Raw genomic sequence first — 21,535 nt, 5'->3', positions numbered from 1 at the left:
CTGAATAGCAGACAGTTAGAAGGTTAGTTCCCATTGTATTTCTCATCCCAGTTAGTGCCGCTTCAAGCCCTTTCTCTTTGAGTCTTATCCTAAGTTCTGATTCGTATCTGCAACTCGGCCCTTACGCCAATAGGCTCATTTAAAAGGTAAAAATTATGTCTAATAAAATTCTTGGAACGGTAAAATGGTTCAACTCAGAAAAAGGCTTCGGCTTTATTTCTCCTGAAAATGGCAGCAAGGACGTTTTCGTCCACTTCTCTGCCATTCAGGGCACTGATTATCGCTCACTTGATGAAGGTCAGCGTGTTGAGTTTTCAGTTGAAGATGGTCCTAAAGGTCCGTCTGCAACAAATGTATTAGGTCTGTAATTATTCGTATTTATCATCGTTTAAGATGTCCGCATTGCCAGAGTTCACAATATCGCACCTCCGCGTTCGATATTACTAAAATGAACCCACATGGCGCTAAATGCATTTTCTGCAAATCATCAATGATTATGTTGAAAACTGCATAATAACGGATTTTCTGCCCTGATAATTATTAGGGCTTATCAGGCAATTGCCTGATATGAGAATTATTAGCACTGCTTAGGCAGTGCTTTTTTATTTTTAAATACCCATCTTAACGTTACTTATTCCCCCGATCGTCATCTCCCCCGGATGCTACAGTTTCTCGTAATAAATCGCCGCTTTAGTGAGAATTTTGCAAGATGTACAAGCCTGTTATTCTGATCGCCATGCTGCTGAGTGGTTGCGCGCTGAAACAATATCCGCAGTCTGCCAATGTGAGCGATGCCGAAGCGCAAACCTACGACTGTGCAGCACTGAATCAGGAGATTGCTAAAAGCCAAAGTGTTAAGCAGCAGATCGATAAAACTGGCGAGTTTGATGCGTTGACAGTCCTCGGCTTCGTTGGGGATTTTGGTATCGGTAACGGCATTGCGAAAGCCAGTGCGAACAATAAGGCTGCAGCGCGTTTACAGCAGTTGGAAAATCTCAAGGCTGTGCGTTGCGAGCATAACGCGACTTGATGATGACTGGACGGGAAATAATCAGCAGAAAAGGTGCGGTTATATAGCTGCAGTCAGCCTGTGTGAAAAATGGTATAACGTTGGCGCATCTGATTAATGGACGGATAAGGATCCTTCATGGCAAATACACAATATCTTCTCTGGGTAATGATTGGCACCCTAACGCTGCTTTGTATCTTTATTGGTGTGGTAGTCGGCCGCGCCAAAACGCCGCGTATTGGGACACTGACATTTGCCGGTTTATTAGCCTTCTTCTTGCTGGCGATCTTTTTAATCACGCGTTAGCCGTTAAATATTAAGCACGATGCCCGCCGCATATAGCGCTGCCGGGATGTGTAAAAGGCTGCATTGTGCAGCCTCAGGACAACGGTCACAGCGGTTTACGCGCTGCCAGCAAAAACATCATCGGACGATCGCGTTCTTCCGCCAGCGCGGGATTCAGCGCAACCATCTCTTCGCTCGGGCCCCATTCATCAAGATGTACCATCTCAAATCCTGCGCCGATTACTGCATTGATCCAGGTTGACAGCTTGCGATGCTGCTTCTTCACGCCATCGGCAAACCAGTTGCTGATGCGCTCGCCTTCCTGCTGATAATGATTGACCGGCCAACTGCGCTGCTGGTGCTCATCCACCATCCACTGCTGTTGTGCAGGTGCGGTGTAAATCGGATGTTCACAGGAAAACACCAGCGCGCCGCCAGGTGTGATTGCCTCAAACAGGGTTGCGAAGAGCGCGTCAATATTGGTGAGGTAGTGCAGCGCCAGCGAGCTGTAAGCGAGATCAAAGGATTCGCTTAGCTGCAGCGTTTCTAAATCGGCGCGCTGGTAGCGAATCTCCGTTCCCTGCGTCATGGTTGCGGCCTGCGCCAGCATCTTCTCGGAAACGTCGAGTCCCAGCACGTCGCGTGCGCCTTGCTGCTGTGCGTATCGGCAAAACCAGCCGTAGCCGCAACCTAAATCGAGAACACGTTTATCCTGCAGGTCAGGCAGTAATGCACGCAGTGCGGCCCATTCTGGCGCGCCGTCTAATCCCTTAACGGAACGTGGCAAGGTGGCGTAACCGGCAAAAAAGGTGGGATTGTCGTAAATATTCTGGCTCATACAGGCTCCTTTATATGATGCGCAAAGGAGTTTAGGCGTTTAGCGCGGAATGTAAAGCCGCGTAATTATCCCACGAATAACAGATGTACCAGACGAGCGAGTGATTCCAGCAGCAGCAAGCTGCCAATGAAAATAACGATTAATACACCAATGAATTGCTTCCGTCCGCTCATGCTGTTCCCTCCGCTGGCTAAACCTGACCGGACTATACTTTATGCCGGGCTCACTAAACTTCCAGTCAACCGGGGAAGATTACATGCTTTACCAAACGGTAAACACGCAAATGTGGCGAAAGATTTGGGTGGTTGGCGATCTGCACGGTTGCCGCGCCCAACTCGATGCACAACTGCAGAAGCGGGATTTTGATAAGCAGCAGGACTTATTGCTTTCGGTGGGCGATTTAATCGATCGCGGGCCGGACAGTCCTGGCTGTTTAGCGCTGATGCAGGAACCCTGGTTTCGCTGCGTGCGCGGCAATCACGAACAGATGGCGCTCGCTGCGCTGGATGGGCGCGATCAAACCTTATGGATGATGAACGGCGGCGAGTGGTTTTGGCAGTTGAAGGGCGCAAAATTAATTGCTGCGCGCCATGCGTTGAAACGCTGCGCTGAGTTACCGTTGATCCTGCACCTGGATTTCGGCGATCGCGTGGTGGTGATTGCCCACGCCGATTATCCTGCCAGCCATTATGCGTTGGGGCAGGATGTTGACTGGCAACAAGTGGTGTGGAGTCGCGATCGGCTGGGACGCCATCAACGTGGCAGTTCAGCCCACATCGATGGCGCCAGTGATTTCTACTTCGGCCACACGCCGTTAGAACAACCGCTCAATGTGGCGAATCAGCATTACATTGATACCGGCGCGGTCTTCGGCAATCATCTTACTCTGGTGCAATTACAGTAACGTTTAACGGAACAGACGCCCGTCGCGCACCAGTTCACGCGGATAACTGTTTTTAATGCGATTACCCACTTTCTTCGCCAATCCCAGCGGCTGCTGCTGATAGGTGACGATCACTTCATCCCGATTGGGCAAGCTTTCCGGATGGATATCCTGACCGCGATACCAGGTTTCCGCTTCCGCATCGGTGAGTTCGAAATCCAGCGCGCTGCCTGGCTGCGACAGCGCCACAACCGCTTCGTGCTGCCAGCGATAACCTTTAGGGAAGGTTTCTGCCAGCTTGAGGCCGATACGCGAGAAGCGCACTTTTCCCAGCCAACTCTCCAGCGCCGCCGGGAACAGCCACAGCTCTTTATCGCGCTGCCACAGCGTGTGGTTCTCATCCCACTGCAAGCCGACTTTTGCCGCCGCCTGCCGCACTTCGGCGCTCAGCTTGCGGCTGGCCGGAGAAAAGGGCAGTTTACCAACTTTATAGGTTGGCGTGGGCAATGCCGGAATGCTGGCGGTTTTACGCAGACGCGCGACGAAGAAACCTTCGCTATCGAAAATTTGCGGGAATACGTGCAGGAAACCTTCGGGGGTTAACGCCTGATCGGCTCCGGCGAACAGGCTGTTCAGCGGTACGATTTCAACCGCATCGGGATAACGCTGTTGCAACCAGTGAATCACCTGCTGATTCTCGATCTGATTCAGTGTGCAGGTGGAGTAAATCAGCGTGCCACCGGGCTGCAAGGCATGGAAAGCGCTGTCGAGCAAATCGCGTTGGGTCTCAGCGATCGCTTCGGTGCTGGCCAGCGTCCAGTTACGTAACGCGTCGGCATCTTTACGCACCACGCCTTCGCCAGAGCAGGGCGCATCAAGCAGAATGGCATCGAAACGCTCCGGCAGCGCGGCACCAAACACGCGACCATCAAAATGAGTCAGTGCCACATTGCTGACACCGCAGCGGCTGATATTAGCGTGCAGCACTTTAACGCGGCTGGCCGAGTATTCATTCGCCAGAATAGCGCCTTCATTGCGCATCAGCGCGGCCATCTGCGTGGTTTTAGAGCCCGGTGCAGCAGCTACATCCATCACCTGACGCGCATCAGGTGCGGCATCAAACAGCGCGGTGACCGGCAGCATCGAGCTGGCTTCCTGGATGTAGAACAGTCCGCTCAGGTGTTCCGCTACGCTACCGAGCGGCAACGATTCGTCGTCACGCTCAATCCAGAACCCTTCGGCGCACCATGGAATGGGCGATAAGCGCCAGCCATAGTCGGCGGTGCGGGCGAGGAAATCTTCCACGCTAATTTTTAAGGTGTTGACGCGTAAGCTGCGACGCAGCGGTTGCTGGCTAATAGCGAGAAAGCGTTGCAGTTCGGCGTCGTCAGCAAGGCTGGCGCGCATCAGCGCGAGGAAATCTTCGGGAAAGCGATCGGACACGGGCATCTACCGGGAAACGAAATGAGCGCGAAGTGTAACACGCGAAAAAGAATCGGGCAGCCAGGCTGCCCGATTTGCTTAAGGTTGATTAGGGTCCGGAATCGCCGTGCCCCAATCGCGCCACGCTTTCGGCGCTTCATCCTGTAGCAGGAAGTGTTTGTTGGCGCCGGCCTGCGGTGCTAATGGCACCGTCGGCGGGGTGGCAAACTGAACGCCGCCGCGAATGAACTGCTGGAAGGTGCCGGTTTTCAACACGCCGCCAATCAGGCCGAAATCAAAGTTATAGCCGGAAGCCAGCCAGAACACCGAGTTGTTGCGCACCAGATGCTGGTACTTCTTGCTGATACGCAGCGCGATCTGCACGCGATCCGCCATATTGCCCAGCGACGTTCCGGTGACCGTGCCCACTTCTACGCCACGGAACAGCACTGGCGTGCCCACCGACAGCGATCCCGCGTCAGCGGCATCGACATAAATAGTCAAGCCGTTCAGGTAGCGTGAATCGGTGATGGTGCTTTCCTGCAGTTCAAAGGTGCGCGCCGGTGCACCTTTGCCCGGATCGACGTTGAGATAAGGCTGCAACAGCGTTTCGATATGATTCACGCCCGCCGCAGAAATTTCCGGCGATACCACTGAGAAGCGGCTGCCGATGCGCGCGAAGTCCTGCACGTATTCCGGATAAAGCACCGCTTTGGCGACCACCTGATTATTATCCGAACTCAACGCCAGTGATTCAACCTGACCAATGTTGATGCCGAGATAACGAATCGGCATTCCCGCCGCCAGTTTGCTGGCATCGAAAGTATGCAGCGTAATCTGGCTGCCAACCGCACGCGCGGCGGTTTCTGAAGCGTACAGCACACGCTTAACGCCTTTCGCTGCCTGCGCACCGGTCAGATTATCAAAGCTGATAGCACCTTTCAGCGCACGGTTGAGCGGAGACGCTTGTACCGTCAAGCCGCTGCCGTTGAGCTGCACTTTGGCGCCGCCTTCGGCCCAGAACACGCTTTCGCTAGTGAGCAGCTTGCGATACTGCGGCTGAATGTGAATCGAGATTTCAAACGCATCCGCGCGCGGCACCACATCCACCACTTCACCGACCTGGAATTTGCGGTACAGCAGCACCGAACCGGCCTGCACATCCGGCAAGCTGTTGGCGGTAAGTTTCAGCGTGGTCGGCGGCTGTTCGCCCACGATGCCTTCCTGGGCCCGCTCCGCATCCGCATATAAAGGATAACGACTGGATGGATTGCCTTTCGCGCCGGGAATCAGGCGAATACCGCCATCGACCCATTCGCGCGCGCTGGCGCCGAGCACCTGCATACCGTCGAGGCCAAACTTCACATCGAGGCGGCTATTCACCACAAACTTGCTGTCGGCATGCACCAGATTACGGTGTTCCGGGTTGATAGCTGCGACGAAGCTGATGCCATTCTCATCCAGTGTGCGTGAAATCACCTGGCCGATTTTCATGCCATACAGCATCACCGGCTGGCCGGCATCGATGCCGTAGGTTTCCGGCGCGCTGAGTTTTACCGTCAGCACGTCAGGTTTTTGCAGCAAGGTTTCACTGGACGGTAACACGGTGAAGTGATCCTGCGGTTCGCCTTCGCCGGGCACCAGTTCGAAGGTATTGCCGGTTAACAGGCTGCTGAGATTGGTGTCGGTCAGGCTGATCTTCGGCGTGCGCATCTCAATGCGCGTCCCGCTGCGCATCAAACCGGTTACTGAAGGATCGACCGTCAGCTCGCCGGTGACCTTGCCGCCATCCAGCAGGTTGAGTTTAGTTAAGGTGCCGACTTCCAGCCCCTGATACATCAGCGGCGTGCTATCCGCTTTCAAATTATCGCCGCTCGGCAGATCCAGTTTCACTTGCACACCGCGCTGACTGCGCGCCAGATCCGGATAGAGCTGGTAATTGGCATCCACCTGCGCTTGCTCGCCGTCATTGGGGGAATCGAAGGCAATCGCGCCATTCACTAACGCAGCCAGACTTTCCAGCTTCACTTTGGCACCGCTCAGGCTGACATCCGCATCAACGCCGGAGACATTCCAGAAGCGGCTCTGCTTTTTCACCAGATTGATAAAGCGGCGCTCAATCAGCACATCAATGGTGACGCCATCGGTGCTGTTGTTCAGGCTGTAGTCGTAGACGCGACCCACCGGAATTTTGCGGTAGTAGACCAGCGAACCGGTGTTGAGCGAGCCGAGATCCGGCGCGCGCAGGTGGATCAATAGCTCGCCGGTATTGACGCGATATTTCGGTTGGGTATCGAGCGCGGTGAAGTGATCGCTCTCTTTACCTTTGCCCGGCATCATGCCGATGTAGTTACCGCCGACCAGCGCATCAAGCCCGGAGACGCCCGCCAGCGACGCTTTCGGCGTCACCAGCCAGAATTGGGTGTCTTCACGCAGTGCATCGCGCATGTCGCTTTTGATGCTGGCCTTAATCTGGATGCTGCGATAGTCATCACTCAGCACAATGCCTTGCACCGTGCCCACTTCCACGCCCTGATAGCGAATAGGCGTGCGGCCTGGCACAATCCCGTCGGCGGTCTGGAAGTTAATGGTGATCGTCGTACCGCGCTCCTGATAATTGGTCCACAGCAGCCAGCCAGCAATCAGCAGGGCGATGATGGGCAATAACCAGAACGGCGAAATCTTGCGCTTGTTGCGCAGATTGGCGCTAGTCGGTGTAGTCGGCGTTTCCTGTTGCATGTGCATCCCAGATCAGGCGGCTATCAAGCCACTCTACAGCCATAATGGTCAGAACAACGGCGGCACCAAAATAGAAGGCGGCCGGTCCCATGGTAAAAGCCAGAAGCTGGTCACGATTGACCAGCGACATGGTTACAGCAATCACGAACAGATCCAGCATCGACCAGCGGCCCACCCATGTGACGGCGCGCAGCAGGCGAATGCGGGTTTTTAAACCTTGTTCGCATTTGAAATGAATGCTGATCAGCAAGGTCAGCATCACTAACACTTTGGTAAAGGGCACCAGAATACTGGCGATAAACACCACGGCGGCGACCGGTATATTGCCCGATGCCAATCCCAGAATGCCGGAGAATATGGTGTCTTCACGGCGTGCGCCATTCACGTACACCACCGAAATCGGCAGCAAATTGGCGGGGATCAGCAGCACAATTGAGGCGATGAGCGCTGACCAGGATTTCTGCAAACTGTGGCGGCGGCGATAGTCGAGCGGCGTGTGGCAACGTGTGCAGCGCCCACGCTCATCGGCTACACCGGTTTGATGGCAGTTAAGGCACACTTGCCACTCTTCGGGCGGGGAAGTGGGCATCGCTTGCGGATAGTACTGTTCCCACAGCTGCTCGACGTTCAGGTGAATCAGCGTCAGCAGGCTCAGCACCGTCAACGCGATATAAGCCACTAAACCGTAGCCCACCTCCAGCGAGGCGTAATCTTGCACCTTGATTGAGGCCACCGCCACGCCGACCAGATAGATATCCAGCATCACCCACTCTTTGAGCTTATCCATCATCAGCAGGACCGGGCGCAGGTTCATACCCAGCGCGTTGCCCAGCCAAAGATAGAGGATGCCGACGACCAGCGTGACCGGCGCGCCAATGGTGCAAAACGCCACCATCGACGCCGTTAGGGTGTCGCCCTGCTGCGCCATCTGAATCACGCCCTCCACCAGGCTGGCGTTAATGCGCATGCCAAGCAGGCGAATATCGACCAGCGGCAAGCTAAAGGCGAACGGCATCAGCACGATCATCACCACCGCCATGGCGGTGAGTCGCGTCATCGACCAGTCACGGCCGCTCTGAATTTGTGCATGACAGCGAGGGCAATAGGCTGTCTGATGCGATTTCACATCCGGTAAGGAAAAAAGGGTATCGCATTGCGGACAACGCTGATAACGTGCGTGGGGCAACGTCTGGCTGATAGCGTGAATTTTCATAGGTGACGCAAGTGCCCATCGTTCGTTACGTTTACCGGCATGCTGAGTAGCGCAAATTTGCCTGCAATATTCGGTGGTACCAGAATACTCTTATCCACCGACTGCTAAGGGTATAGTAACTAACAGAATGATTCACCTTATGCGCCTGGATTATTAGTGCTTATTTTAACAACTGAGTGACAACAAGGTCACCACAGTGACGAGTTATGGTTGAACAATGAACAAAAAAGCTTTTTACGAGGATTTGAATCGCGATATCCGCGCTCTGTTGGCGGGCGAAACCTCGTTCCTGGCCGCGCTCGGTAATTGCAGCGCGTTGCTTTTTGAACGCCTGGAAGGCGTGAACTGGGCTGGATTCTATTTACTGACGGAACCGAACACGCTGGTGCTAGGCCCGTTCCAGGGCAAAATCGCTTGCGTACGTATTCCGGTTGGCAAAGGCGTGTGTGGTACAGCGGTAGCTGAGGACAAAGTGCAGTTGGTGGAAGACGTGCACGCGTTCCCAGGTCACATCGCCTGTGACGCGGCCAGCAACGCCGAAATCGTGATTCCTCTGAAAGTAAATGGCACCCTCGTGGGTGTTTTAGACATTGATAGTACGGTTTATTCTCGCTTCGATAGCGAGGATGAAGCGGGGCTGGTGGCCCTTACCGACGGGCTTTGTGAAGTGCTGGCGGGCAGCGACATCGTAAAATTTATTCAGCTGACGCACAGCTAATCGACTGGATCACATAGCATTTGGCGATGTTGTCATTATAATGTCGCCTGTTCATGCCTGCTCTGGTCGGCAAATCCGTTGTAATCAGGAAATTTCATGGAAAATCAACCTAAGTTGAATAGCAGTAAAGAAGTCATCGCCTTTTTGGCGGAACGTTTTCCGCAATGCTTTAGCGCCGAAGGCGAGGCGCGTCCGCTCAAAATCGGCATTTTTCAAGATCTGGTCGAGCGTGTTCAAGGCGAACTGAGCCTGAGCAAGACGCAACTGCGTTCTGCCTTACGTCTTTATACCTCTAGCTGGCGTTATCTTTATGGCATCAAAGCAGGTGCCATCCGTGTCGATCTCGATGGCAACGCCTGTGGCGTGCTGGATGAGCAACACGTAGAACATGCGCGCAAGCAACTGGAAGAAGCTAAAGCCCGCGTTCAGGCGCAGCGCGATCAGCAGAAAGCGAAGAAGCGTGAGGCCGGTGAAGAGACCGCTGAACGTCGTCCGCGCAAGCCTGCTCCGCGTAAAGCTGCCGAAGGTGATGCACCGCGTAAGCCACGTCCTCAGGCGCCGCGTGCGGCCGCTACTGAACGTGCCGCAGCGCCGCAGCCACCGCGTGCTAAACCTGTCACTGATACCTCAACGTTGCAGCCCGGCCAGAACATCAAAGTGACCGCAGGCAAAGGTGCAATGGACGCTACCATTCTGGAAATTACCAAAGATGGCGTTCGGGTTCAGCTCGCTTCCGGCATGGCTATGATTGTGCGCGCAGAACATTTGCAGTTCTGAAACGGAGGCTGACCCTGGCATGAACAATATTTTAAAGATCGGTATGATCGCGGGCCTGCTTTTAGCAGGCCCCACCTTTGGTGCAGATAATATTACCCGCGCCGACCAGATTCCCCAGCTACACGAAGATCCACAGCATCCCACCGTCAGCGAACGCGTTACCTCGCGTTTTACCCGCTCTCACTATCGCCAGTTCGATTTGAATCAGGACTTTTCTGCGAAAATTTTTGATCGCTACCTGAATTTGCTCGACTACAGCCACAACGTGCTGCTGGCATCGGATGTCGCGCAATTCGCCGACAAGAAAACCACCGTCGGTGATGAGTTCCGCAGCGGTAAGCTGGATGTGTTTTACGATCTCTACAATCTGGCGCAGAAACGCCGCTTTGAGCGCTATCAATATGCGCTGAGCGTGCTGAACCGCCCAATGAATTTCACCGGCAATGACACCATTGACATTGACCGGGCAAAATCGCCATGGCCGAAGAGCGTTGATGAGCTCAACGCGCTGTGGGATGCCAAAGTTAAATATGACGAACTGAGCCTGAAACTGGCCGGTAAAGATGAGAAAGAGATCCGCGAAACGCTGACCAAGCGTTACAACTTTGCCATCCGTCGTCTGGCGCAAAGCAACAGTGAAGATGTGTTCCAGCTGGCGATGACCGCGTTCGCGCATGAAATCGATCCCCACACTAACTATCTTTCACCGCGCAACACCGAGCAGTTCAATACCGAAATGAGCCTGTCGCTGGAAGGTATCGGCGCAGTGCTGCAGATGGATGACGATTACACGGTGATCAACTCGATGGTCGCAGGCGGTCCGGCGGCGAAGAGTAAAGCGATCAGCGTCGGCGACCGCATTGTCGGTGTCGCTCAGCCGGGCAAGCCGATGGAAGATGTGATTGGCTGGCGTCTGGATGATGTGGTTTCAAAAATCAAAGGACCGAAAGGCAGCAAAGTACGCCTGGAAATCCTGCCAGCCGGCAAGGGCACGAAAACCCGCACCGTCACGCTGACGCGTGAAAAAATCCGTCTGGAAGATCGCGCCGTGAAAGGCACCGTGCATAACGTTGGCAAAGAGAAAGTCGGCGTGCTCGACATTCCTGGCTTCTACGTTGGCCTGACTGATGATGTGAAGGTGCAACTGCAGAAACTGCAGAAGCAGAACGTCGACAGCGTGGTGATCGATCTGCGTACCAACGGCGGTGGCGCCTTGACTGAAGCCGTTTCACTCTCTGGCCTGTTTATTCCAAGCGGTCCGGTGGTGCAGGTGCGTGATAACAATGGACGCGTGCGCGAAGACAGCGATAACGACGGCATTGTCTATTACAAAGGTCCGCTGGTGGTGCTGGTTGATCGCTTCAGTGCTTCAGCGTCAGAAATCTTCGCTGCGGCGATGCAGGATTACGGTCGTGCGCTGATTGTCGGTGAACCGACCTTCGGTAAAGGCACCGTGCAGCAGTATCGTTCGCTGAATCGCATTTACGATCAGATGCTGCGTCCTGAATGGCCAGCGTTGGGTTCCGTACAGTACACCATTCAGAAGTTCTACCGTATCAACGGCGGCAGTACTCAGCGTAAAGGCGTAACGCCGGATCTGCTGATGCCAACCGGCGTCGAAGCGGCAGAAACCGGTGAGAAGTTCGAGGACAACGCGTTGCCTTGGGACAGCGTGAATGCGGCAAGCTACACCAAAACCGGCGATATCGCGCCGCTGGTACCGCAGCTGACCAAAGAGCACGCCGATCGCATCGCTAAAGATCGCGAGTTCCAGTACATCATGAAAGATATTGCGCGTTTCGATGCGATGAAAGACAAGCGTAATATCGTGTCGCTCAATCTTGCTCAGCGTGAGAAAGAGAACCGCGAAGATGATGCACTGCGTCTGGAGCGTATCAACGCACGCTATCAGGCGGAAGGCAAAGCGCCGCTGAAGAGCATCGAAGATCTGCCGAAGGACTATAAAGAGCCAGATCCGTATCTGGACGAAACGGTGAAAATCGCTAATGACATGGCGCAGCTGGAGAAATCTCAGCCCGCAGCCGAAAGCGCGAAATAACCGTTTGGCCTGTGAAACAGCACCGCTTCGGCGGTGCTTTTTTTTAGGCTAAAATCGTTAATAGGCGCTGCTGATACACTGAATTGCGCACTTCACTACCTAATGTAAAGTTATGTCTTTTTAGGCACTTAAAGATTAAGGTTGCTTGAAATGCGCGGCGATGACCATAGGATAGATATCCGCGCATATGCGCGTGCACAACTGAGGAAGATTAACGTTTATGATGCGTATTGCTCTTTTCCTGCTCACCAACCTGGCGGTGATGTTGGTATTCGGACTGATTTTGAGTCTGACAGGAATCCAGTCAAGCAGTGTTCAGGGTCTGATGATTATGGCAGGTCTGTTTGGCTTTGGCGGTGCGTTTGTTTCACTGCTGATGTCCAAATGGATGGCGTTACGATCCGTTGGCGGTGAGGTTATTGAACAACCGCGTAATGAGACGGAACGCTGGCTGATGGAAACCGTCGGCCGCCAGGCACAACAGGCTGGCATTGCGATGCCGCAGGTGGCGATTTATCACGCGCCCGACATTAACGCCTTTGCGACAGGCGCGCGCCGTGACGCGTCGCTGGTCGCTGTTTCCACCGGCTTGTTGCAAAACATGAGCCGCGATGAAGCGGAAGCGGTGCTGGCACACGAAATCGCCCACATTGCTAACGGCGACATGATCACCATGACGCTGATTCAGGGTGTGGTGAACACCTTTGTTATCTTCATCTCGCGTATTCTGGCGCAGATAGCTGCTGGCTTCCTGTCGGGCAACCGCGACGGTGAAGAGAGCAGTAACGGTAATCCGATGGTTTATTTCGCGGTCTCCATGGTGTTGGAACTGCTGTTCGGCTTCCTTGCCAGCATCATCACTATGTGGTTCTCACGTCACCGTGAATTCCATGCCGATGCGGGTTCCGCCAAACTTGTGGGTCGCGAGAAGATGATTGCCGCACTGCAACGTTTGAAAACCAGCTACGAGCCGCAGGAGCCAGGCAGCATGATGGCGTTCTGTATCAACGGTAAAAGCAAATCGTTTAGTGAGCTGTTCATGTCGCATCCGCCGCTCGATAAACGTATCGAAGCGTTGCGCAGCGGTGAATACTTGAAGTAACCAGTGTTTGCATACCAAAAACAAGGGCGCCAGATGGCGCCCTTGCTGTTTTCAGGGTTCGGCAGTCTGCCGTGTCTGCGTCATACGCGCGAGGCTCACCACGGCGGCGACGCTGGCAAAGCCACCTGCCAGCAGCAGTGAGGCGTGTGTACCGTGGTCACTGAACAGATTAAACATCAGCGCTACCAGCGCCGCGCCGCTGCTTTGTCCCACCAGACGCGCGGTGCCGAGCATTCCGCTGGCACCACCGCTGCGATTACGCGGAGCCGCGGTGATGATGGTGTGATTGTTGGGTGACTGGAACAGACCGAAACCGGCACCGCATAGCATCATGCGCCAGATGATATCCACATCAGTTGGCTGAGTCGGCAACAGTGCCAGCAGGAATAGACCGGCAGCGAACATCGCTAATCCCAATCCGCCCAATAATCCGGCATGGAACTTCTCGATCAATCGACCCGCAATGGGTGCCATCACCATGGTTGCCAGCGGCCACGGCGTGAGCAGCAAACCGGTTGCCACTTCATCACGCCCGAGCACGTTTTGGAGGAAAAACGGCAGCGCCACCATCGCCAGCATCTGCGCGCAGAACGAGCAAATAGAGGTACCAATCGACAGGGAAAAGATCGGAATGCGCAGCAAATCCACCGGCAACAATGGCACCGGCATCGCCAGTTGGCGACGGACAAACACTATGCCTACCAACACCAATGCCACCAACTCGGCCACAATCAGCCAGCCGTTTTGCCCTTGTGAGAAACCGCTCAGTGCTGTAATCAGCAGCCCAAAGAACAACGCATTCATTATGGCGCTGGGCACGTCGAATTTTTGTTGTTTGGCTTTCTGCGGGTTATCCGGCAGGAAACGCAACGCCAGCCACAGCGCGACAATACCGAGTGGAATGTTGATCAGGAACAGCCATTTCCAGCTGGCGACGGAAAGAATCGCTGCCGCCACGGTTGGCCCGGCTGCACTCGACACCGCAACGATCAGCGAGTTAATCGCCATACCACGTCCGAGAAAGCGCTGCGGGTAGATTATGCGGATCAGCGCAGTGTTGACGCTCATCAGCGCTGCGCCACCAAAGCCTTGCAGCACACGCGCCACGGTCAGCGTATTCAGCGATGAGGAGAGGGCGCAAAACAGCGAGGTGGCGATAAACAGCGCAAGTCCAACTTGATAGACGCGGCGGTAACCAAGCATATCGCCAAGAAACGACAGCGACAGCAGCGAGATAACGATAGCGATTTGATAAGCGTTAACAATCCAGATCGATTCGGCTGGACTGGCATTCAGTTCACGCGCAATGGTCGGCAAAGCCACGTTGGCGATAGCCCCATCCAGCACCGCCATCATGATACCGAGTGCAATGGTGATGATCGCGCCATAGCGCTGTGGAACGGGCAATCCATCCTGAGCAACAGTAGAGGACATAAGTTAGGTAAGTAAAGGAAGTGAATATCATCATGCTAATCAATCCGCTGCCGAAAAGCACCGCATTCATTGACATAAAATTACGTGTGGATGTGTCACTTAGCGTCAGTCGTTGCCGCCATCAGGTTGAAACGCATATACTGGCGCTTCTGTTCCGTTTTTTTTGAAACACTGTCAAAAAAGGATACGCGCCATGGCGAGCAGCGATAACGATAAACAGCCGGACTCGGTTTCATCGGTGATGAAAGTGTTTGGCATTCTGCAGGCGCTGGGCGAAGAGCGCGATCACGGTATCACCGAATTGTCCCAACGCGTGATGATGTCGAAAAGCACCGTCTATCGCTTTCTCCAAACCATGAAATCGCTGGGTTATGTGGCGCAGGAAGGGGAAAGTGAGAAATACTCGTTGACGCTCAAGCTGTTTGAGCTCGGTGCCAAAGCGTTGCAGAACGTCGATTTGATTCGCAGTGCCGATATTGAGATGCGTGAGCTGTCGCGTCTAACCAAAGAAACCATTCACCTGGGTGCGCTGGAAGAAGACAGCATCGTCTATATCCATAAAATCGATTCACTGTATAACCTGCGCATGTATTCGCGCATCGGCCGCCGCAATCCACTGCACACCACCGCAATTGGTAAAGTGTTGCTGGCATGGCGCGATCGCACTGAAGTGCAGGAGATTCTCAGCGAAGTGGAATTCCGCCGCAGTACCGCCAAAACCATTGTCACTGCAGAAGCGCTGCTGGCGGTGCTGGATCAGGTGAAAGTGCAAGGATTTGGCGAAGATAATGAAGAGCAGGAAGAGGGCTTACGCTGTATCGCGGTGCCGGTGTTTGACCGCTTTGGTGTGGTGATTGCGGGATTGAGCATTTCGTTCCCCACCATTCGTTTTTCAGAAGAAGCCAAAAATGAGTATGTGGCGATGCTGCACCGTGCGGCGCGCAATCTGTCTGAACAAATGGGCTACCACGACTATCCGTTCTGAAATGAAAAACGGGCTGTTGCCAGCCCGTTTCAACGTTTAATTGTCGACCACTTCGCCACTTTTCTTCAGCAGTGGACAATCCGTTACGCCGACGATACCGCTGTCTGTGTGCAGATACTGTGCTGTAATCATGCCGCGTGCGGTCAGATAGCTGCATTGCAGTCCCAATCCCGCCGCATTCTTATTGCTGCCGGTGAGTACGCCATAGCCGGTTAGCAGCATCGCCAACCAAATTAATGCCACCAGCATAATCGTCCGAATAAGTAGTTTCATCTTTTCTCCTTGTGATACACAACGCAGCGCGTCCAACATGGCTGCGAATCTACTGTAGCAGCATGCCTCGCTTTAGCCATCGAATCGATCAGAGATAACTGAAAGAGGGTCTTGCGGGATAATCTGCTTTACGTCGCTACCCATTATCTTTTGCCCCGGCAACGAGTAGAATCAGCGGCGGAGTAGATGTTTGATTTTTGACTACAGAGGCAGTTATGAACGAATTAGCCGCAAACACCAGCCCGCTGTTTAACTACGGCGTTCTGGCCATCATCATTCTTGTGGCCTTTATTGTCTGGTTCTTTGTTAACCGGGCTAGCGTGCGCGCCAGTGAGCAGATCCGTTTGCTGGAAGCCGTTATCGAAGAGCAAAAGAAACAGAATGCGCTACTGCGCCGTCTGGTTGACGCACAGCCATCCACAGCAAAACCACCAGCGGATGAAGACGCGGATGAAAAACGCGATTTTATTCGGATGATCCCGGAACGTTAAGGCGTTGGAAGGGGTGAAATAATCGCCGATAGGGCAACCGGCTGCGCACTGAAATGGTGCGTGGCGGGATAATGCCTTTTAGTGCATTCGCTTCCTAAATCAAGTATGAAAAGCGATGATCTCTGCCATAAAGAATATCAACTAAGATTAATCCTAAGGAGTTTTTGTTAAATCAAGCTCATCAATGTTTTTTTTAACATTTAATTGTTGGGTAGATAGTTAAAATTGAGATAAATGCCACCTAATGTTAATGCGTTTATATGGGGCGCATATTATTGGTTTCTCCTGATTTTGGTGCAAAGCAATTAATAACTTATACCTGAGAAAACTATTTGTACAAGATTTGAACGGCGCGCAGTTGTTGTGTGGCTGGCGAACTTTTTAGTGGAATATTTTATTGATGCCATATTAGTGCAATATTTTTGTCGTACTGTTATCCCCTTTAAAATGTACCTGTTTAGACATTACCGCTGCGCTTGACTAAGTGAGGATTAAGCGCTAACTATACTGACAGATAACCCTTTTTTGCGCATCTTACGGGTTGGGTGTCAATATGTTGATTGATGAAGTGCAGCGCCAATTAACTAATTATGTGCGTCACGTCGATCACCGTTTAAAAATGGCTTGCCATTAATTTACGGATATGTGATAACAAATCGTGGGTCAAACGAGGTACAGTTCTGTTTATGTATGGCATCTTCAGTAAAGAAGTTACGAGTAAAGACGTTGACGTTGAATACCGCTTCCTTGCCGAACCTTAAATTAGTGCCTCATTCAGTAATGTCTCTGGTTTATCTGTAAGTCTGCCTGCGGGCAATATAATCATTGAAAGGAAATTTGCGAAATGGCAAAGATTAAAGGTCAGGTTAAGTGGTTCAACGAGTCTAAAGGTTTTGGTTTTATTACTCCTGCTGATGGTAGCAAAGATGTGTTCGTACACTTCTCTGCAATCCAGGGCAATGGTTTTAAAACTCTGGCCGAAGGCCAAAGCGTTGAGTTCGAAATCCAGGACGGCCAGAAAGGTCCTGCTGCGGTCAACGTTACCCCAATCTGATTTCGCCCTCAGGCTCGGTGCCATGCACCACTGAAACGAATCTTAAAGCCCCGTTCACTGAACGGGGCTTTTTCTTTTATCCTTTCTGTAGCCAGATGATCAGGGTAAACTGCGCCGCGAATTGCTAACCCGGAGTTATCTATGTCTTTGATTTGCCCACTTTGTCATCAGCCTTTATTGCAGCAGGCGAATAGCTTCCGCTGTGATGCTGGGCATCAATTTGATCAGGCCAAAGAAGGGTACGTCAATTTGCTGCCGGTGCAGCACAAAGGTTCGCGCGAACCGGGCGATAGCGCCGAGATGCTGCAGGCACGGCGCGCCTTCCTCGATGCTGGCCATTATCAGCCGTTGCGCGCGGGTGTTGCCGAAATCCTCGCGCAGCGCCTGAGTGAGCAAAATTCGCAGCTGTTAGATATCGGATGCGGAGAAGGCTATTACACCGCAGCGATGGCCGACGCGTTACCGCAGGCGCAACTCTTTGGTCTGGATGTCGCAAAAGCAGCGATTCGCATGGCCGCTAAACGCTATCGCACGGTGAGATTCTGTGTGGCCTCCAGCCAGCGTTTGCCTTTTGCCGATGCTTCTCTGGATGGCGTGGTGCGCATTTATGCGCCCTGTAATGAAGAGGAGCTCAGCCGCGTGATTAAAGCGGGTGGCTACCTGCTAACGGTGACGCCGGGACCACATCATTTGCAGCAGTTCAAGGCGCTGATTTACCGCGAAGTGCAGCTGCATGCGGCAGAAGAGAAGATGTATGCTAGTTTTAAGCAGATCGATCAGCAAAACCTGAATTACAGCATGACGTTGAGCGGAAGTGAGGCGGTGAGCTTATTGCAAATGACGCCATTTGCCTGGCGTGCGCGCGAAGAGGTGTGGCAGAAGCTTGCGGCATCCAGCGAGTTTACCTGTGATGCCGACTTCATGCTGACGTTGTGGCAGCGCGACTAACGCGCTTCCACCAGCGTATTGTAGATGCGTTCCAAATCATCCAGCTGTTTGACGGCAATTAGCAGGCGACGCTGCTCCAGTTGCATCACCAGAATGCCGTCTTCCGACAGGTTCATACTCTGAATGCGGGCGTAATCGATCCACACGCTGCCAAAAAACAGTCCATTCTCCTTCATCAGCAGCTTCGGGCTACGCACCCAGAACAGCCAAATCGCCATAAAGCACAGCATCATCAGCAAATTGGTGGTGAGTTGCGTGCCATGCTTATCAATGTTGTTCCACAGTAGAATCAGCAGCAGCACCACGAAAATGGCGCTATCAATCTTGTGACGACGGCGCAGAGCAACGCGCAGTTTGGTCGGGCCGTTGCGGCGCGGCAGGATCGCTTCATCATAGATAGCGAACAGAATGAAGCCTGTAATCAGCAGGGCGATCAGCGCGTCAGTCAGTGACATAAAATACTCTTCCTCAATCGAAATTACCTCAACGTGGGCGCTCAGGTAATGCCGCTCAAAAATAGCCGGGAGCAGGGCTCCCGGCTGGCTGATTACAGACCGAGCAGGCCGATCCAGTAACCAAAGATACCGAGGGCGAAGAAGCCGACGATAATCCACAACGCATTCACTTTACGGCGCAGCAGCCACATACAGCCAAAGGTCAGCAGCAGTGGAATCAGGCCAGGCATCAGCTGATCGAGGATCGATTGTACCGTAGTAACCGTGGTTTTACCGGTCTGGTCGGTGATGCGCGACACCACCAGCGGCACATTCACATGCGTCCACTTGTTGACCAAGGCCCCCATAACAAAGAGGCCGAGAATCGACGCGCCCTCCGTCAGTTTCTGCAGGAAACCGCCGCCCATATCACTGACGATATCCACACCTTTACGATAACCGTACGCCACACCGTAGTAACGCGTTAGCAGACGAACCGCGTTAAACAGGATGAAGAACAGCAATGGCCCCAGCAAGCTACCGCTCATGGCGATACCAGCACCGAGCGCAGCAAACACCGGACGCACGGTACCCCAGAAGATCGGGTCACCTACGCCTGCCAGCGGCCCCATCAGACCCACTTTGATACCGTTAATCGCCGCATCATCAATCGGCGCACCGTTGGCACGCTGTTCTTCCATCGCCATGGTTACGCCAAGTACCGGTGCCGCCACGTAAGGATGGGTGTTGAAGAACTCAAGGTGACGTTTAATCGCCTGTTTACGTTCATCGTTGTTTTCTGGATAGAGGCGACGAATCACCGGCACCATTGAGTAGCAAAAACCCAGCGCCTGCATACGTTCAAAGTTCCACGAACCCTGAAACAGGTTAGAGCGCAGGAACACACCACGGACATCGCCGGGGGTGAGTTTCTTTGGAGTGTTAGTTGTATCAACCATGATTTCACCTGTTCCTAGTCGAGTTCGTTATCGAGGTCATTGTTTGCAGGACCGGCATTTGCAGCACCTGCAACGCGGTTATATTTCGGTGCCAGCTGGATATACAGCACCGCCATCACCACGCCAATCACGCCAAGCGCAACCAGGTTGAAGTTGGTGAAGGCTGCAGTAACGAAGCCAAGGTAGAAGAACGGCATCAGGTAGCCCGCACGCATCATGTTGATGACCATCGCGTAACCGACTACCACGATCATGCCGCCGGCGATGTTCAGGCCGTTGGTGACCACTTCTGGAATCGAGTTCAGCAGTTCCTGAACCACGTGAGTACCCACAGAAATCGCCACGATCAAGGCTGGGATCGCGATACGCATCGCCTGCAATACCAGCGCGGACACGTGGATCCAACTGATGGCATTAAGATTACCTTTCTCGGCTGCCTTATCGGCGGCGTGCTGGAAGGCGACAGTGATGGTACGCACGATGATGGTCAGAACCTGACCGGCTGCGGCCAGTGGAATTGCCAGCGCGATACCGGCACCGACGCTTTGGCCACCGGCGATAACCAAAATGGTTGAGATAATAGAAGCCAGCGCCGCATCTGGTGCAACGGCCGCACCGATGTTCATCCAGCCCAGTGCAATCATCTCCAGCGTACCGCCGATGATGATACCGGTTTTCATATCACCGAGGACCGCACCAATTAAGGTACAAGCCACCAGCGGACGGTGGAACTGGAACTCATCAAGAATCGATCCCATCCCGGCAATACAGGCCACAATAAATATCAAAATGATTTGTAGCGTGGTTATCTCCATTGCATTTCTCCTCTGCAAGGTCTCTAAAATTCGCCCACATATGCAGGCAAAGGGCGAACTACGGATTGACCTTGGCGATCAGGTCCATCATTTTCAGTCGCTGATCGCTGGACACTTTACGTACTTCCAGTTCGATACCGCGTTCATTAAGTTTGCGGAACGCCGTGATATCTTTTTCATCCACCGATACCGCATTATTCACCTGCGTTTTGCCCTGACGGAACGCCATGCCACCAATATTGACCGACTTAATGTCCACGCCTTGCTCAACAATCCTCACTACATCCGTGGGATTGGTGAACAGCAGCATCACTTTATCCTGGCCATATTTCGGGTTGTTCCACACACGAACCATCTTGTCGACATCCACCACATGCGCGGTGACGCCCGGCGGGGCAACCTGCGTCAGCAGGGTTTTGCGCACATGATCGTTAGCCACTTCATCAGACACTACGATGATGCGACTAACGTTGGTCTCTTTGGTCCAGCGCGTGGCCACTTGCCCGTGAATCAAGCGGTCATCAATACGCGCCAGGCCGATTTTCATGTGATCGCCCGGTGCCATCGGTTTCTGCGGCTGAGCAGGCGCTTTCGCTGCAACCGGAGCCGGTGCAGCTGCGGCTTGCGCAGGCGTTTCAGTCTTGAGGGCTTTGACGCCTTCACGACCGGCTTCTACCGCGATGTGAATCAGTTCTTCCAGCGAGGGATCGTCATCACGTCCCATCAGGGTTTCCACCAGCATCGGAATGTTGACGCCGGCGATGACATCATAGCCATCCTTATCTACCACAATGCGGCTGGCCGCATTAAATGGACTGCCACCCCAGGTATCGACCAGGAACAACACGCCCTTTGACGTGTCGAGATCTGCCAGCCGTGCCTGATACTTTTCGATTAGCGTTTCTGCATTTTCGCCGGGAACGAAATCAATCCATCCGACATTTTCCTGCTCACCCAACAGCATTTCTGCTGTTTTAAGCAACTGTTCTGCCGCCCAGCCATGTGTACCAATTACAATAGCAATGGTCACTTGCTACCTCCGTTCGCGTGAGAGATTCTCTGGCATTGCCGGGAATCATTGAAAATTACCGTTAGTG

General features: G+C 53.3%; 24 protein-coding genes. 14 read left to right on the top strand and 10 right to left on the bottom strand.

The annotated features are described in order from the left end of the window. Nucleotides 1-155 precede the first annotated feature (155 nt). The 4 genes from cspE (ACXIZX_RS10375) to ACXIZX_RS10360 all read left to right on the top strand — a co-directional run bounded on the left by cspE (ACXIZX_RS10375) (nucleotide 156) and on the right by ACXIZX_RS10360 (nucleotide 1,315). Nucleotides 156-368 (top strand): transcription antiterminator/RNA stability regulator CspE, encoded by a 213-nt coding sequence (cspE, locus tag ACXIZX_RS10375; RefSeq protein WP_007889586.1) that lies wholly within the window; start codon nucleotides 156-158, stop codon nucleotides 366-368. Between the two features lie 2 nt (nucleotides 369-370). Beyond that, nucleotides 371-514, top strand: a complete 144-nt coding sequence (gene ymcF, locus ACXIZX_RS10370) for a cold shock small protein YmcF (RefSeq protein WP_085982370.1) — start codon at nucleotides 371-373, stop codon at nucleotides 512-514. Nucleotides 515-709: 195 nt separating this feature from the next. Further along, the gene (locus ACXIZX_RS10365; protein ID WP_154193655.1) at nucleotides 710-1,030 is read left to right on the top strand and encodes a hypothetical protein; all 321 of its coding nucleotides are present in this window, start codon (nucleotides 710-712) and stop codon (nucleotides 1,028-1,030) included. A 117-nt stretch (nucleotides 1,031-1,147) separates the two neighbouring features. Further along, nucleotides 1,148-1,315 (top strand): hypothetical protein, encoded by a 168-nt coding sequence (locus tag ACXIZX_RS10360; protein ID WP_008110452.1) that lies wholly within the window; start codon nucleotides 1,148-1,150, stop codon nucleotides 1,313-1,315. A gap of 85 nt (nucleotides 1,316-1,400) precedes the next feature. Here the strand turns inward: ACXIZX_RS10360 and ACXIZX_RS10355 are convergent, their stop codons facing one another. Continuing rightward, entirely contained in the window at nucleotides 1,401-2,132 is a 732-nt protein-coding gene (locus ACXIZX_RS10355) for a class I SAM-dependent methyltransferase (RefSeq protein WP_179450621.1), read from the bottom strand. Between the two features lie 256 nt (nucleotides 2,133-2,388). Here ACXIZX_RS10355 and ACXIZX_RS10350 point away from each other — a divergent pair, with 256 nt between their 5' ends. Beyond that, on the top strand, nucleotides 2,389-3,036 hold the full coding sequence (locus tag ACXIZX_RS10350; protein WP_479404869.1) for a metallophosphoesterase: 648 nt from the start codon (nucleotides 2,389-2,391) through the stop codon (nucleotides 3,034-3,036). 3 nt (nucleotides 3,037-3,039) lie between these two features. Here the strand turns inward: ACXIZX_RS10350 and rsmF are convergent, their stop codons facing one another. The 3 genes from rsmF to yebS all read right to left on the bottom strand — a co-directional run bounded on the left by rsmF (nucleotide 3,040) and on the right by yebS (nucleotide 8,389). After that, nucleotides 3,040-4,464, bottom strand: coding sequence for a 16S rRNA (cytosine(1407)-C(5))-methyltransferase RsmF (rsmF, locus tag ACXIZX_RS10345; RefSeq protein ID WP_479404102.1), 1,425 nt, complete (start codon nucleotides 4,462-4,464; stop codon nucleotides 3,040-3,042). A 72-nt stretch (nucleotides 4,465-4,536) separates the two neighbouring features. Next, nucleotides 4,537-7,176, bottom strand: a complete 2,640-nt coding sequence (locus tag ACXIZX_RS10340; protein ID WP_479404101.1) for a PqiB family protein — start codon at nucleotides 7,174-7,176, stop codon at nucleotides 4,537-4,539. Further along, nucleotides 7,145-8,389 carry a membrane integrity lipid transport subunit YebS gene (yebS, locus tag ACXIZX_RS10335; protein WP_008110430.1) on the bottom strand — a complete coding sequence of 415 codons (1,245 nt, stop codon included), beginning with the start codon at nucleotides 8,387-8,389 and terminating at the stop codon, nucleotides 7,145-7,147. The genes ACXIZX_RS10340 and yebS overlap by 32 nt, the downstream gene beginning before the upstream one ends. Before the next feature lie 217 nt (nucleotides 8,390-8,606). On the opposite strand from yebS, the gene ACXIZX_RS10330 reads away from it, so the two are divergent. The 4 genes from ACXIZX_RS10330 (at nucleotide 8,607) to htpX (ending at nucleotide 13,045) form a co-directional block, all read left to right on the top strand. Continuing rightward, nucleotides 8,607-9,107, top strand: a complete 501-nt coding sequence (locus ACXIZX_RS10330; protein WP_008110428.1) for a GAF domain-containing protein — start codon at nucleotides 8,607-8,609, stop codon at nucleotides 9,105-9,107. A 96-nt stretch (nucleotides 9,108-9,203) separates the two neighbouring features. Next, the gene (gene proQ, locus ACXIZX_RS10325; RefSeq protein WP_008110425.1) at nucleotides 9,204-9,884 is read left to right on the top strand and encodes an RNA chaperone ProQ; all 681 of its coding nucleotides are present in this window, start codon (nucleotides 9,204-9,206) and stop codon (nucleotides 9,882-9,884) included. A gap of 19 nt (nucleotides 9,885-9,903) precedes the next feature. Beyond that, the gene (prc, locus tag ACXIZX_RS10320; protein ID WP_061718719.1) at nucleotides 9,904-11,943 is read left to right on the top strand and encodes a carboxy terminal-processing peptidase; all 2,040 of its coding nucleotides are present in this window, start codon (nucleotides 9,904-9,906) and stop codon (nucleotides 11,941-11,943) included. Between the two features lie 220 nt (nucleotides 11,944-12,163). Further along, on the top strand, nucleotides 12,164-13,045 hold the full coding sequence (gene htpX / locus ACXIZX_RS10315; RefSeq protein ID WP_008110421.1) for a protease HtpX: 882 nt from the start codon (nucleotides 12,164-12,166) through the stop codon (nucleotides 13,043-13,045). Between the two features lie 51 nt (nucleotides 13,046-13,096). Here the strand turns inward: htpX and ACXIZX_RS10310 are convergent, their stop codons facing one another. Next, nucleotides 13,097-14,479, bottom strand: a complete 1,383-nt coding sequence (locus ACXIZX_RS10310) for an MFS transporter (protein ID WP_479404100.1) — start codon at nucleotides 14,477-14,479, stop codon at nucleotides 13,097-13,099. Between the two features lie 193 nt (nucleotides 14,480-14,672). Between ACXIZX_RS10310 and kdgR the strand changes: the two genes are divergently transcribed. Further along, the gene (kdgR, locus tag ACXIZX_RS10305) at nucleotides 14,673-15,464 is read left to right on the top strand and encodes a DNA-binding transcriptional regulator KdgR (RefSeq protein ID WP_008110417.1); all 792 of its coding nucleotides are present in this window, start codon (nucleotides 14,673-14,675) and stop codon (nucleotides 15,462-15,464) included. Nucleotides 15,465-15,500: 36 nt separating this feature from the next. Here the strand turns inward: kdgR and ACXIZX_RS10300 are convergent, their stop codons facing one another. Further along, nucleotides 15,501-15,737 (bottom strand): YobH family protein, encoded by a 237-nt coding sequence (locus ACXIZX_RS10300; protein WP_008110416.1) that lies wholly within the window; start codon nucleotides 15,735-15,737, stop codon nucleotides 15,501-15,503. A 215-nt stretch (nucleotides 15,738-15,952) separates the two neighbouring features. Between ACXIZX_RS10300 and ACXIZX_RS10295 the strand changes: the two genes are divergently transcribed. The 4 genes from ACXIZX_RS10295 to rlmA all read left to right on the top strand — a co-directional run bounded on the left by ACXIZX_RS10295 (nucleotide 15,953) and on the right by rlmA (nucleotide 18,230). Further along, nucleotides 15,953-16,228 carry a YebO family protein gene (locus ACXIZX_RS10295; RefSeq protein WP_008110415.1) on the top strand — a complete coding sequence of 92 codons (276 nt, stop codon included), beginning with the start codon at nucleotides 15,953-15,955 and terminating at the stop codon, nucleotides 16,226-16,228. A gap of 686 nt (nucleotides 16,229-16,914) precedes the next feature. Further along, on the top strand, nucleotides 16,915-16,989 hold the full coding sequence (locus ACXIZX_RS10290; protein ID WP_110866451.1) for a DUF2627 domain-containing protein: 75 nt from the start codon (nucleotides 16,915-16,917) through the stop codon (nucleotides 16,987-16,989). Between the two features lie 83 nt (nucleotides 16,990-17,072). Beyond that, nucleotides 17,073-17,282 carry a transcription antiterminator/RNA stability regulator CspE gene (gene cspE / locus ACXIZX_RS10285; RefSeq protein ID WP_008110414.1) on the top strand — a complete coding sequence of 70 codons (210 nt, stop codon included), beginning with the start codon at nucleotides 17,073-17,075 and terminating at the stop codon, nucleotides 17,280-17,282. 141 nt (nucleotides 17,283-17,423) lie between these two features. Next, nucleotides 17,424-18,230, top strand: coding sequence for a 23S rRNA (guanine(745)-N(1))-methyltransferase (gene rlmA, locus ACXIZX_RS10280; protein WP_179450634.1), 807 nt, complete (start codon nucleotides 17,424-17,426; stop codon nucleotides 18,228-18,230). On the opposite strand, the gene ACXIZX_RS10275 is transcribed toward rlmA, so the two are convergent. From ACXIZX_RS10275 to manX, 4 genes are all read right to left on the bottom strand, one after another. Continuing rightward, nucleotides 18,227-18,685 carry a DUF986 family protein gene (locus ACXIZX_RS10275; protein ID WP_179450636.1) on the bottom strand — a complete coding sequence of 153 codons (459 nt, stop codon included), beginning with the start codon at nucleotides 18,683-18,685 and terminating at the stop codon, nucleotides 18,227-18,229. The two genes, rlmA and ACXIZX_RS10275, sit on opposite strands and share 4 nt — an antisense overlap. Nucleotides 18,686-18,777: 92 nt before the next feature. Next, nucleotides 18,778-19,623: a PTS mannose transporter subunit IID gene (locus ACXIZX_RS10270; protein WP_008110411.1), complete on the bottom strand. Its 846-nt coding sequence runs from the start codon at nucleotides 19,621-19,623 to the stop codon at nucleotides 18,778-18,780. A 14-nt stretch (nucleotides 19,624-19,637) separates the two neighbouring features. Further along, nucleotides 19,638-20,438 carry a PTS mannose/fructose/sorbose transporter subunit IIC gene (locus ACXIZX_RS10265; protein ID WP_008110410.1) on the bottom strand — a complete coding sequence of 267 codons (801 nt, stop codon included), beginning with the start codon at nucleotides 20,436-20,438 and terminating at the stop codon, nucleotides 19,638-19,640. A 58-nt stretch (nucleotides 20,439-20,496) separates the two neighbouring features. Further along, nucleotides 20,497-21,468 carry a PTS mannose transporter subunit IIAB gene (gene manX, locus ACXIZX_RS10260; protein WP_061718724.1) on the bottom strand — a complete coding sequence of 324 codons (972 nt, stop codon included), beginning with the start codon at nucleotides 21,466-21,468 and terminating at the stop codon, nucleotides 20,497-20,499. Between the last annotated feature and the right edge of the window lie 67 nt (nucleotides 21,469-21,535).

The organism is Candidatus Pantoea symbiotica (assembly GCF_056491525.1).
This window is presented reverse-complemented; position numbering and strand designations above follow the sequence as displayed.